We start from the raw sequence: 13,323 nt of genomic DNA on the forward strand, positions 1-13,323 counted from the left end.
GAGCATCTCGAACAAGTTCGTCCGTTTCTTCTTCACGAATAGTGAAATTAATTTTTTCTACACGGGTTTCGTCGGTGTAAGTCAACGGGTATTCTGGCAATGCCTCTGCTTTCGGAGCTTCATTCGGTACCATATGTGGTTTAGCTGTACCAACTTTGACGACTTGTGTTACTGGAGCTAGAGTTTCTTCATTGGAAAGCTCTTGACGATCAATTTCTTGACCGTTGGAACTGTAGACACGGGTCTTGATGGTTCGCTCGCCTTGGACACCCGGTGTTGCGATTTGGCGAGCATCTCGAACAAGTTCGTCCGTTTCTTCTTCTCGAATTGTGAAGTTTATTTTCTCTACGCGGGTTTCGTCTGTGTAAGTCAGCGGATACTCTGGCAAAACATCTGCTTTTGGCGCATCGTTCGGTACCATATGCGGCTTAGCTGTTCCGACTTTGACAACTTGCGTCACTGGAGCGAGAGTCTCCTCATTCGATAACTCCTGGCGGTCAACTTCTTGACCATTGGAGCTGTAGACACGGGTCTTGATGGTTCGCTCTCCTTGGACACCCGGTGTTGCGATTTGGCGAGCATCTCGAACAAGTTCGTCAGTCTCTTCTTCACGAATAGAGAAGTTAATCTTCTCAACACGCGTTTCATCCGTGTAAGTCAGTGGATACTCTGGCAAAGCGTCAGCTTTCGGCGCATCGTTTGGTACCATATTTGGTTTAGCCGTGCCGACTTTGACGAATTGAGTTACGGGAGCTAGGGTTTCCTCGTTAGACAACTCTTGGCGATCAATCTCTTGACCGTTAGAACTGTAGACACGAGTCTTGATAGTTCGTTCACCTTGGACTCCTGGAGTCGCAATTTGACGAGCGTTCTGTGGCAACTCATCGGTATATTGTTCCTCGATGGTGAAAGCTACTTTCTCTACACGCGTTTCATCCGTGTAAGTCAGTGGGTACTCTGGCAAAGTGTCTGCTTTCGGTGCATCGTTCGGTACCATGCTTGTCTTAGCTGTGCCGACTTTGACGATTTGAGTTACGGGAGCTAGGGTTTCCTCGTTAGACAACTCTTGGCGGTCAACCACTTGACCGTTGGAACTGTAGACGCGGGTCTTGATGGTCCGTTCGCCTTGAACTCCCGGAGTTGTTATTTTACGACTCCCCTCTGGAATCTCATTTGTATACTGCTCCTCAATAGAAAAATCAATCTTTTCTATTCTAACCTCGTCATTTGTAGTCAATTCCAACTCAGAGTTCTCATAAATAGGAGCTGTATCAGGACTTGTGCCATAAGTCGTCAATTCTGGAACTTCATGCACTGGTGCTGTTTCGGGGGTTGTACCATAATTGGTCAACTCGGGAACTTCATGCACTGGTGCTGTATCTGGTGCTGTGCCATATTCCGTCAGTTCTGGAGTCTCGTGAATTGGGGCTGTCTCGGTACTGGTGCCATATTCTGCCAGTTCTGGAGCCTCTTGAACAGGCGCTGTTTCAGGGGTTGTACCGTAATTGGTCAACTCGGGAACTTCATGCACTGGTGCTGTATCAGGACTTGTACCATAATCGGTCAGCCCAGGAACTTCATGCACTGGCGCTGTTTCAGGAGTTGTACCGTAGTTGGTCAACTCAGGAACTTCTTGGACAGGTGCTGTTTCAGGAGTCGTACCGTAGTTGGTCAACTCAGGAACTTCATGCACTGGTGCTGTCTCGGGAGTTGTACCATAGTGGGTCAGCTCAGGAACTTCTTGGACAGGTGCTGTTTCAGGGGCTGTACCGTAGTTGGTCAACTCAGGAACTTCTTGAACTGGTGCTTCTTTTGGTACAGATTTGGCTGTAGCTGTTCCAACTAAAATAATTTCCGAAATAGGCGTAGAAGTAACCTGGTCTGAAACCACTTCACTTTTTACAATATCTGTACCTGCAATATAATTTCGTGTGATAACAGTACGTGTACCAGATATGCCTTTACGAATAATTTGAGATTGTCCCTCTGCAAGCTCATTTGAATATTGGTACTCAGTTTGATAAGGCAGAACTTGGGTTTGGGTGCTGTCTTGGCTCTTGAGTTGCAATTCAGGTAATTCAGTGACTGGAAAACGTCGATCAGACTCGCGCTCCTTGACAGCAACAGCTTTTTCTTGCTCTGTCAGTTTCTCTGTTTCAGTAGATACTGGCTTATTGGGAGTACTTGGATTCTCAGAAAAACTCACAGATTTGCCCGCCTGCTTATTGACTTCAACAGCTGACAAGTCCTTTTGTGCCATAGGAAGCTGATGATTTCCTGCTGCGTTCTCCTTGACCTGTTCACCACTTTTTAGATATCCGACATATTCAAAACCGGTTATCTCTAAAGGCTCAGGCAGCTTATCTCCTACTGACAAATTCAGCCTTTGATTGTAAGCTGCTAATTCAATATTGGTCACTGCAAACACAGAAGGAGCTAAGAGAATAGAGCCTAGACCCGTCACCAGCAAAATAGAAGACAGGTATCGCTTACCATTTCTACCTCGTGCAATTACTAAGACTGCTAAAGTCAGCCCAGCAACTGTAAAAGTTGCTTCCCACAGACTTGAGTATCCCGTCCTCGGCAGATTATTTTCCAACAGCCCCTGAGTTTTTGGACGATATACTAAATAATAAGCGTCAGAGTTTTCTTCTACAAATTTTGGAAGCTCCTTAACGACCGCATTCTTTTCAGCCTCAGTCAGTTCAGACTCTACTACGTAGTGATATTGAACAGGAATAGTTTGTCTAGCTGATACTTCTGCAGCCTCAATCGTACTTACATTTCCTGCTATCGCCGTACTAAAAAAGAAGCTTCCGATAGTAGCGGAAACCAATCCTACTGATAACTTTCTTAAAGAATAGCGCTGGAACCTATCACCAGTGATTCTTTTTTCCATAATAATTCCCTTTTCATAATATAATAATCTCTTAAAATTTTACTGGATTTTTTTCAAAAAGACAATTTCTTTGCTTAAAAATATATCTTTTAATACTGAAATTTACTTCTTTTTCAACCAAACATATTATTCATTTTTATCTTTTGAAATAAAAAGCAAGTTTCCTCTCAGAAAACTTGCTTTTGTAAATATGCTTTAGTAACTACGAATACAATCTTAATTCAAAGAGACCATACTCATGCTTGTCTCCTTGCAATTCTGCTGCATAGTGCCGTGTGACGGTTTTTTGATGAATCAGGGCACCAATAGCTGAAGCTTGTCGCTTCTGCGCTTCTTTAAAAATCGGATAGGCCAAGGCAGAGCCTAATCCCAAGAATTGCTCATCTACTCCTAGATACATAATCGTATAACGTTTGGGAAAACGCTTGGTCCAGAAAAGCTTGGCTAGGTTAAAAGGAGTCAGCTTTTGATAAACCAGAGATCCGTAGTCCGGCATGGCAATCAGAAAACCAACTAGCTTGCCCTCCTTATAGGCCAGCTTAACCATAGAAAAATCAAGAATATACTGGTATTTTTGAAAAATCTGACTGAACTGCTGACTGGAAATAGACCGATAAATTGGAAAATCTTGATAGAGGCGATTGAGGAGCTCAAAAACCTGCAGCGAAGCTTCTTCCCAATCCTTCTTTTCGGGAGAGCAAATGGTGAAACCCGCTTCTTCAAAAGACTCAAAGCGATGAGCCAGCTTATCCTGATGAGTTTGATTGCTGACCTTGGGATAAAAATTGGACAGATAGCGCTCCTTGAGCTCAAAACCAGCTGCCTGCCACAGCTCAGGATAATAGGCTGGATTATGAGGCTCCCCTGTAAAAGGGAGCTCCTCTGTTCCAGTCAGCTGCATTCGATAGCCTAGCCAAAAACTTGCCTGTACGGGACCGATTATCTTAATAGCTCCGAGACTGCGGGCAAAACCTGCTAAATGCTCGATAAAAGCAGATGCAACCTTCTGGTCATTGATCGACTCGAAAAATCCCAAGTAAGCAGCCTCATCATCTGGATAGAAGGTCAGAAGTCCGCGAATACAAGGCTGGCTCTCCTCATAGCCAATAAAGGCATAGGTATCTAGGCCAGAACTCAGCGGGTGACTGCCTTCAATTAAAGCCAGTTCTTCCTCTTCCGACTGCATGAGGTGATCTGGCTGGTAAATCTGCTTGGGCAGGGCTAGAAAATCGGCCAGCTCTGTCGTATTAGGTTTGACTGGTTTAATTTCAAGCATGGTCTTCCTCCTTGACTAGTCGAATCTTGCCAGTAAGGCCATCCATCTCAATCCAGTCGCCATTTTGCAAGAGACTGCAAGCTCCTCTAACATTGACAATAGAAGGAATACCCAACTCGCGGGAAATAATAGCTGTGTGAGAGAGCAAAGACCCCTGCTCTGCAATGACACCCTTGGCTTGAGTCAGAAGATAAACCCAGCCCGGATCGGTCATCTTGGTCACGATAATCCGGTCCTGAGCAGATTCAATCTCCTGCACATCTTCTACGACCAAAACCTGAGCCTTAACGAAACCAGATGAGCAGCCAATCCCTTGTAAGGCTTGATTGCCCGTATTATGACTGCTGGTGCGGTTTTGCGGTTTTAGGTATTTCTCAAAGACCTGTCCAGCAAAAACATAGCGACTAAAGGTTGGCAGCCACTTATCAGCCTCTAACTTCTCCCGACGCTCAGCTATAAAGCCACTAACATCTCTGGGCTTTCTGGTCAGCTCAAACAACTCTTCCTTTGTCAGGTAAAAAACATCGTCAGGCGTAGCCAGCAACCCTTGCTCGGCTAATTGCTGGCCAAGTGTTCGGAAAATTTGCCGCATCATGCCGTAGATTCGTGTGCGGTTTAAGCGTGAGCTTTCCCGATATTTAACACCAGTCATGGCTCGCTTGCGAAGAAAATTCGTCCACCAGCCTGATTTTTGCACCTCTTCTTCAAGTTTCTGAGGTGCCAACTTCTTCTCCTCTTGCTGGCACATTTGCAGCAGGAGCTTGATCAGACGCTCTGGGTGCGTTCGGAAGGTTGGTGTTTCTAACTTCAACTCTTCTGGAGCTCGATCACCAAATTCATGGATAAAATGGACTATTTCTTTGACCAAAGGATGCTGGCGACTTAGAAAAACTTCTGAGCTTTCAGTTTCCATAGCTTGTCTAATCGCTGCATTTTCTTCTGCTTTTAGCTGAGCTGTTAAAGCCTGTAGAGCCAAAGCCGGCTTCATACTTTCAATCTGCTCAATTCCTGCAATCTCAGCCTGAACCGCTCCGCCGCGACGCGATTTTTTCAGGAGTCCAGTATAGACAAAAGCATAGAGGTCATTGACCAGCGTAATGTCCCAGTGAGCCAGAATATCCTCTTTTAGCTTACTGACCAAGGCAATCAAGGTCTCCGCATCTGCGGCGGGAGAAAAGCTCTCTTCGTATTCGCGCTGAATCTGGGCAAACTGCTCTTCCAATTGTCGCATTTGCTTGGGAGACGTCCAAAACTCTCGGATGATACGGAGCATGATTTGCAGGCGTTTGAAAGCAGACAGGTGCACCGGCATCTGAGGTACCTCTGTCTCTCGCACTCCCAGCATATCCTGCCAGATAGGAATGATTCTCTTAGAAAAAGGCAGAAGCTGCAAGAGCTGATACCAGCTCTGAATCTGGTAATAAACCCGGCTGTTAACCGGCTGCAGCATATTTTGAAAAGTGGTTTCATAGGCAGCCAACTCAGGGGCATCCTTGCCAACCAAACGCTGAGCCAAACTGCGGAAAATGCTGGCATAAGCCTCTTGAATAAAGCTAATAGTCAGAGGACTGGAAACGCCAGGATAGCTCTCGACAATATTGCTGTTATCCAGAATAATCTGCTGTCCCTCTGGCAAGGTAGTAATAGGTCGTACTTGCAAGAGATAGAGCTGGCCATTTGCGAAGGTAAACTCCATATCCATATAAGGTCCGAAAAGCTGACTTACATGACCAGCCAAGGCCTGTAACTCCGCAAGTTGTTCCTGTGATACGTCTGGTGAGTCCTCCGTCTGCTCTGTATAAAAGAGCTGGTCCTTGGGATGGAGGGTCACCATTGTCGTAGGAATCTTATCCTCGACAACCTTATTGCCCAAGCCCCGACCGATGACAATGATGTGCTCGTTCAGAATGCCCTTGGGATTAGCTGTAAAGTAAATCCCAGACAAATCTCCCTCCTGCATAACCTGAACAAGGCAAATCATCTGCGCTTGCTTCAACGATAGTCCTTGCTCAAATAGATAACTAAGAGCCGACTCCTGATAAAGAGAGAGCAAGGTCGCTTGGATGGCTTCTTTGAGCCCCTCTGTCTTCACATTGAGCTGGCTCTCAAACTGACCGGCAAAGGATGAAGCCTTCCCATCCTCAATGGTAGCAGATGAGCGGACTGCGAAGCGACAGTCTTTCTGAGAAAATTCCTGCCGAATCCAGTTTTCTGCTGCTGTCAGGTCTTCCTGCGCAAACTGCTCTCTGGCCCAGTCCTGCAGCTGCTGACTGAGCTGGGACAAGTTCAATTCTCCAGACCGATAGGCTACTTCCATCCGCTCTAAGTCAGCAGAGCTGGCAGATTCTTGAAAAAAGTCAAAAGCAAACACCGCAAAGTCAGGAACCGGCAAACCAGCAGCCTGCATTTTCAGCAAATGATAGGCCTTGCCTCCGACCTGGTCAAGCCCTGTCTGCTTGATTCTTTTCATCAAAGTACCCCCATCAAGAGATAAACAGCAACGGACAGAACCATGGTCGTCTCCGTGATATAGGTATAGCGTTCCACCCGCTCCCGGATATTAAAGCGAGTCGGATCCTTGATAAACTGCTCAAACTGGACGGTCATCCAGATAACATTCAGCACCAAGACCACCACTCCGACATGGGAAATATTCCAGAGGAGAGCGAAATTAGTCAAGATATCCAGCAGAGTCACTACCTCGATAAAACGAGTGGCTTTTTTGTAGCCAAAAAGCTTTGAATAGGTCACATACTCGGTCTCGTCTTTTGGCGCCCGAATCTTGCGGCAGACTTCCCAGATCAGACTTGGGAAATACATGGTAAAGGCCAGCAAGACGGTCGGCAGGGACAAGAGAGGCAGATTGTACTTGTAGCAGACAAAAGAGATGGTATAGAGATTCAAAATCATCATGACCGGATTATGGGTTACTAGAGCCAGTGGCAGAGAATTTTGAATCTTGTCACGCTTGAAGAACCAGAAGGACATGAGAGTTCCGTAGATGTAGAGAAAGAGGAACCAGCCGATATTGTTCATAAAGAGAACATTGAGAAGTACAGATACAGCTACGATAAAGCTGAGGGCAACAGCCAAGTCCTTCTTTTTCACCCGTCCAGATGGCAATGCCCGATGAGGAAAGAGACGTCTGTCGGTCTCGTAGTCCTTGAAATCATCCGCAATCCGCAGAATCATCAGAAAGACAAAAATGGTAAAAATACCAATCAACTCCTGATGGTCAAAGTGAAAGGTGGTTACTCCGTCATTGAGCAAGAGGACAAAATAAATCTCAAAAAACATGATGGCAGCCACAAAAAAGCGCGGCAGCAAAGGAAACATTTCCCTATAATAAACAGCTAATCGTTTAAACATAGCTTTTCTCCAATCTTTTCACCCATTTGAATCTGGGTTTCTATTCCGAGGTCTGAGTGAGTCAGGATATCCTGATCCATGCGAATCGTACCTGCTGGATAGAGGACAAGAATGGTTGAGCCGCCCAGACCAAAGCATCCCTTCTCCTGTCCCCTGACCAAATGGTCCTGACTGTGATTGTATATTCTTCCGACCAAGAGAGCCCCTACTTCCATCTGCAGGACAGGTCCTAGGTCGGTATCTAAAAGACAGTATTCTCTTTTATTTTCCTTGTAAATCAGGCGCTGCTTCTGGGCTACCTGTCTGACCGTATGCAGGCGTCCCTTGATTTTTCGTCTTTGGGTAATTCTGCCGGATTCAGCTGCCAAATAGCGGTGCAGGTCTTCCACTCCCAAACGATAGACCAGCGCTGTTCCGCCACTGAACAACTGAGCCAATTCTTCATCCAACAGTAAGTCAGCTAGACTATACATCTGCCCTTTAATAATCAGTTGCAAGTCCTGACTGATGGTAAAAACTTCTAGCTTGGCATCTGCCACTGCCAGTACTTGACGGTCAGGACAGACTGGACGCAGACCAGGCTTGATTTTCCGCTGAAAAAAAGCCGCAAAGCTAGAATAGGGGCCATCTTCATAGTCATCCAGATCCAGCTGATAATTTTCCACAAAAGCTGCTATTTTCTTGCGAGAAAAAGCAGTATAGTCTTTCAAGGTTAGAAGATAAGACAGACTAGGTCGGGTGAAGATAGGCAATAGGAAGCGGCCCCAAGCAGTACCATAAAGCTTGTCTAACAGACCCGCCTTGTATTCTGTCGGTTCCACTACTTGGTCAGTCCTTCTCAGATAGACCTTAACCATGCGGGAGAACCCCCAGACCAATCAGACTTGCAACAGCCAGAATCGCAAAGATCAGATAGGCCAGCTTATTGGGCTTGGGAATACGGCAGTTGTAGACAAATAGGAAGGTCAACAAAAGAGACAAACCAAGCCACACCCAGGCAAAGAAACCAGGCGCCAGCCATTGACAGACCAGATAGGTCAGAGGGAAAAATAGGGCGCTGTAAGTCACGGGCAAGCCGATAAAATAAGAGCCAGATCCTTCATCATGCTTGGCCAAGCGGTTAAAATGCGCCAAGCGTGTGACCGCAGCCAAGACATAGAGGACAGCCAAGATGATATTGGCCACTCCCAAGGGCAACTGAGTCATGAGGAGCACAGCCGGAAGAGCCGCAAAACTAATCATGTCACAGAGCGAATCAATCTCAATGCCGAAGCGCTTCTGGCTTTCAGTCCGCTTCATCCGCCGCGCCACCACACCATCAAAGAGGTCACAGATACCGCTAACGATAAAGGCCATCATGGCCAGACGCAGCTGGGAATGAATGATGGCATAGACTGCCAACAGTGCAAAAGCAGCGCCCATATAGGTCAGGATAACAGATTTATCGTATTCACCGATAAACAAAGGTTCATTCTTCTTCATGAATTCTTATTTCTCCTCTTCTTCCATCTAAAGTTACCATCATGCCAGTTTCTAGCAGCTGAGTTGCATTCTTAGCGCAGACCAGAGCTGGAATCCCGCATTCCCGAGCGACAATGGATGCATGGCAGAGAACCCCGCCATACTCTGTCACAAGACCGCCCAGAATACCGAAAACATAGCTCCAACCCGTATCTGTATAGCGAGTGACAAGGATTTCTCCCGGCTCAATCGTCTCAATATCAGCCAAATCCAAGAGGACCCGAACCCGACCGGTCACCTGACCGCTGCTGGCTGGCATTCCCGTCAGCAGAGCTTGACTATCATGGGCCGCTTCTTCCAAACTCATCTCTTTATCAGTCAAATCACCAACTGGCTCAAAATTCCGATAGGCCTGGCAATAATGCCGATTATCAGCCACTTCTTCTTGGAGCTGGTCAGCAGTCTTTTGCCCTTCCATAAAGGCAGTCAGACTTTCTTTCTTAATGTAAAAAACATCTTGTTCATTTTTCAGAAAGCCTCGCTTTTCGTAGGCTCGGCCGAGTTTGAGGCTAATCTGACGAATGAGGTGGTAATAGCGCGTGGAAATATCCTTGAACTCCTCCCGCCACCAGAGCAAGTTCCGAAGGTCTTGACTGATTTTTTCTATCTTTTTCTGCTTGGCTCGAGATAGATGAGCCAGATCCAGCTCAGACTCCGAGCCAGGACTGAGCGAAGCTTTGGCCGCTTGGTAATAAGCTGAATCAGCAACCAATTGCTGGACTGCTGTCAGGACCTGATGAGCATCTTCTTCATAACTCGCTACTCGCAAGTCCAGCTCCCGTGTCGAGTGATAGCCAAAGTCCTTTTGGAAATCCTGAATCTTAATGAAATCTGCTCGCTCAGGATATTGTGCAGTCAGTTCCTGCAACTCTTCCACCGATAGCTTCAACCAATCGTCTGTCAGTTTCTCGTCTGCCAAAACAAGATCCGCAGCTTCCAGCATTCGAGCCAAAGGCTTGGTATGCGAAACATTTCCCAACTTAGCTATCAATTGGAAAAATTCATCGACCGTCAGCCATTTGAGCAGACTGGTCTTTTTCATAGACAGCTGGACCGTATTGATGTAGGCCTGCCAGAAATAAGTTCCCTCACTGTCTAAATAAACCTGATTTAGCACTAACTGCCAAAGACTCTCGACCTGCTGCAGCGGGCTTTGGTCGTTCAGTTCTTGGATTTCTTGATTCAGGAGGTTAAATTGCTGGCGCAGCTCTTGCAGCTTCTCTGGCGCCTGATGCAGAAAAGTCTTAGTTACTTTTTGCGTTTTCAAAGCTACCCGCAGGAAATTTAAGAGCAAGGCTGGACTTAATTTGCTGGTAAAACCTTGACCTTGGTAGTCTTTATTGACTCCCAGCTCATCATCAAAGTCTCGCTCAATATAGCCTGGAATCTGCTTCATACCTTGCTTGACCACTCCTAAGTTCCAGAAAGGCCGAGCATAATGCAGGCGCATCAGCGGCGGCATCACACCATCTGGCTCTAGGCCAATTGCCAGCAAAAAGCTGGAGAGTGCCTCTTGCCAAGAATAGCGATAAAGGCTCCACATCAGATTTGGACAGGGCTGGGCCGCCACGCCTCCATCCCGAAAATTCGCCGTCGTCCAGCGGCCACTGTCGATTTTAGTTGGTACCGTCGTGATAGGCCGAGCCTGAAGCATATAGACTTGCTCTTGGACAGCACACCACTCAATATCCATCGGCCGACCAAAATAGGCCACAATCTGCAAAACTTGCGCATGCAGTTTCTGCAAGACTGTAAGAGAGATTTCAGCCTTTTCAAATTGGCTCCAGTCTGGCTTGTACCAAGGAAGAGTCAACTGATCAGGATTAACTTGACCGCTAACCAAGCTCTCAGCTGAGCCTTTTACATACTCCAATAGCATGGTCTGGTCCTGATTTGTTGCCACGTCTAGAGAAAAGCAGACACCGCTAAAGTCGGGCTCTATCTGCTCCTGAATCAGCACTGCCATGGCAAAATCCTGCTCAGTAAGACCCTGACGTTGCCAGTAGGCCAAGGCTTCAGGATTAAAAAGAGAAAGCAGACAAGAACGAATGCCCTGCTCAATTTCTGACAGTGTCCGGCAATTTCCAATCGAGTTATATTGACCGGCAAATGACATGGCCTGTCCGTCTTCTAAAAGGGCACTGCTGCGAACAATATAAGCTTGATTTTCCTGGCAAAAGGCTGCTAACTCTCGCTTCCAAGCTGGATCCAAGGGATACTGCTGCAAACGCTCCGCAATTCCCTCCTTGCCCAGTTTGATGAACTCTTTAAGTCCCTCTTTTGAGTATTCTGGCAGAGCTGCGCTTAGCCAAGCCATTACTTGGTCCGCTGGCAAAATCAGAGCCTTAGGAACCGAAAGACCTAGTTGACAGAGGCTGATTAACTGATTGATTTTACCGCCATAGACGGCCGAAGGCTCTTTTTCCAGCCATAGTTCTTTCATCAAAAACTCCCATCTCACATACGATTTTTTCTAAGCTTAGTCCAGTAGAGCAGACGATTGACTCCTAGATGCGTGCCCGCCCCTAGGATTAAAATGCCTAGCATCTTCTGCCAAGACAGAGGGATATAGAAAAGCAAGAAAATAATACATCCAATCAAGGAATCAATCTGGTCAATCCAGATAAAGGTCCATTTCCAGCCATTCTCCGCCGTCTTGCCCTCTCTGATTTCCAAACGGCGCTTGACAAAACTATTAGGCAGCTCAAACAAAACATAAGCCAGCCCCAAAAGAGACCCAAGTACCAGATTAAACAGCACGGTATTTTCGTAGAAAGCATAGACTAAGTGCAGCTTCTCTAGGGTAGGAAAACTCTTTAAGAGCAAGCCCCAAAGGATCTGAGCCAAGGCTCCCCAGACAATCATACCAAAGAAACCTTTCCAAGTCTTGTTAGCTCCAAAAAGCCTCTTCCCATCCTTTAAAATCAGCCCAGCATCCATTGGTCGATAAGCCACCTCTAGCAGTGAAGACTTGCAAAAGATCATATTCAGAACTCCAGCCAGAATGACCGGCATCAGGGTGATATATAAAGCAAGAATCGTGTGCATATTATTTCCTATTCTTTTTTATAAGAGTCAAATAGAAATCTTCAGAACTCTTTAAATTATAATGAACCCATTATACCATAAAAATTACAGGCCTTCAGTAGGGCAAACTGTGAAGAGACCTTCTAATCTCTTCTAGTTTAAGACTTGATTTAAACAAAAAAACCAGTAAATCCTACTGGTTTGCTTTAGAGGGCTATTAAACTCTATCATCATAGCCATTTGGATGACTGGAATGCCATTTCCAAGCAGTTTCGATAATGGTTTCGATATTGTCAAATTTCGGCTGCCAGCCCAGAACTTTTCTTGCTTTCTCAGAGGAAGCAATCAGCGTATCCGGGTCTCCTGGGCGCCGATCTGCTATTTCCAAAGGAATAGGATGTCCGGTCACCTTTCGTGCTGCTTCTACAATCTGCAGGTTGGAAAAACCAGTCGAAGAGCCAAGGTTAAAGGCATCTGATGAATGTCCAGCACGCAGATGCTCGACAGCCAGAATATGGGCGTCAGCCAAGTCGAAAGGATGGACATAATCGCGGACATTAGTCCCGTCCGGAGTGTCGTAATCATCGCCAAAGACAGCAATCTTCTCTCGTTTACCCTGAGCCACTTGAAGCACAATGGGCAGGAGATGGGTTTCAGGCCCGTGGTCCTCGCCGATTGAGCCGTCAGGCTTGGCACCGGCTACATTGAAATAACGCAGGGCTACAAACTTGATGCCATAGGCCTGGTCTGCCCAGCGCATAATGGTCTCCATCATGAGTTTGCTCTCACCATAAGGATTGATCGGCTTTTGCGGAGTCGTTTCCAGAATCGGAACTTCCTCAGGAATGCCATAAGTCGCAGCAGTCGAAGAAAAGACAATATTTTTAACGCCACATTCCTGCATGACCTCTAAAAGGGAAACCATGCCGGCTGTGTTATTGTCAAAATACTTGAGTGGATCTACCATAGACTCTGCTACAAGTGAAAAGGCAGCAAAGTGAATGACCGCATCAATGGATGGATGTTTGGCAAAGACATCACGCATAAAGTCCTTATCCGCCAAATCCCCCTCATAAAAGACTGCTTGCGGATGGACGGCTGCCCGGTGGCCAGTCACCAAATTATCAACAACGACTACTTCTTCCTTATCTGCTGTTATCAAACGGTCAACCATGTGCGAGCCGATATAGCCAGCACCACCTAATACTAAAATTGCCATAAAACTTCCTTT

9 protein-coding genes are annotated in these 13,323 nt (G+C 46.4%); all 9 read right to left on the reverse strand.

Going from position 1 to position 13,323, the window contains the following annotated elements:
* Positions 1–2,899 (reverse strand): SIALI-17 repeat-containing surface protein (locus tag HMPREF2780_RS08365; RefSeq protein ID WP_158672307.1); only part of this gene is annotated, 2,899 nt, incomplete at its 3' end.
* Positions 2,900–3,101: 202 nt separating this feature from the next.
* Positions 3,102–4,175 (reverse strand): hypothetical protein, encoded by a 1,074-nt coding sequence (locus tag HMPREF2780_RS08370; RefSeq protein WP_061601822.1) that lies wholly within the window; start codon positions 4,173–4,175, stop codon positions 3,102–3,104.
* Positions 4,168–6,645 carry a phosphoenolpyruvate synthase gene (locus tag HMPREF2780_RS08375; RefSeq protein ID WP_105026489.1) on the reverse strand — a complete coding sequence of 826 codons (2,478 nt, stop codon included), beginning with the start codon at positions 6,643–6,645 and terminating at the stop codon, positions 4,168–4,170. Before HMPREF2780_RS08375 ends, HMPREF2780_RS08370 begins: the two co-directional genes overlap by 8 nt.
* On the reverse strand, positions 6,645–7,544 hold the full coding sequence (locus HMPREF2780_RS08380; protein WP_105026490.1) for a UbiA family prenyltransferase: 900 nt from the start codon (positions 7,542–7,544) through the stop codon (positions 6,645–6,647). Before HMPREF2780_RS08380 ends, HMPREF2780_RS08375 begins: the two co-directional genes overlap by 1 nt.
* Positions 7,529–8,401: a phosphatidylserine decarboxylase gene (locus tag HMPREF2780_RS08385; RefSeq protein WP_105026491.1), complete on the reverse strand. Its 873-nt coding sequence runs from the start codon at positions 8,399–8,401 to the stop codon at positions 7,529–7,531. The genes HMPREF2780_RS08380 and HMPREF2780_RS08385 overlap by 16 nt, the downstream gene beginning before the upstream one ends.
* On the reverse strand, positions 8,394–9,026 hold the full coding sequence (locus tag HMPREF2780_RS08390) for a CDP-alcohol phosphatidyltransferase family protein (protein ID WP_046165733.1): 633 nt from the start codon (positions 9,024–9,026) through the stop codon (positions 8,394–8,396). The genes HMPREF2780_RS08385 and HMPREF2780_RS08390 overlap by 8 nt, the downstream gene beginning before the upstream one ends.
* Positions 9,013–11,508, reverse strand: a complete 2,496-nt coding sequence (locus HMPREF2780_RS08395) for a PEP/pyruvate-binding domain-containing protein (protein ID WP_105026492.1) — start codon at positions 11,506–11,508, stop codon at positions 9,013–9,015. Before HMPREF2780_RS08395 ends, HMPREF2780_RS08390 begins: the two co-directional genes overlap by 14 nt.
* Positions 11,509–11,522: 14 nt before the next feature.
* Positions 11,523–12,113, reverse strand: coding sequence for a CDP-archaeol synthase (locus HMPREF2780_RS08400; RefSeq protein ID WP_105026493.1), 591 nt, complete (start codon positions 12,111–12,113; stop codon positions 11,523–11,525).
* 196 nt (positions 12,114–12,309) lie between these two features.
* Positions 12,310–13,311 (reverse strand): UDP-glucose 4-epimerase GalE, encoded by a 1,002-nt coding sequence (gene galE, locus HMPREF2780_RS08405; protein WP_070493752.1) that lies wholly within the window; start codon positions 13,309–13,311, stop codon positions 12,310–12,312.
* Positions 13,312–13,323: the final 12 nt, after the last annotated feature.

Source organism: Streptococcus sp. HMSC062B01 (genome assembly GCF_001811085.1).
In the GTDB taxonomy this organism is placed as follows: Bacteria; Bacillota; Bacilli; order Lactobacillales; family Streptococcaceae; genus Streptococcus; species Streptococcus gordonii.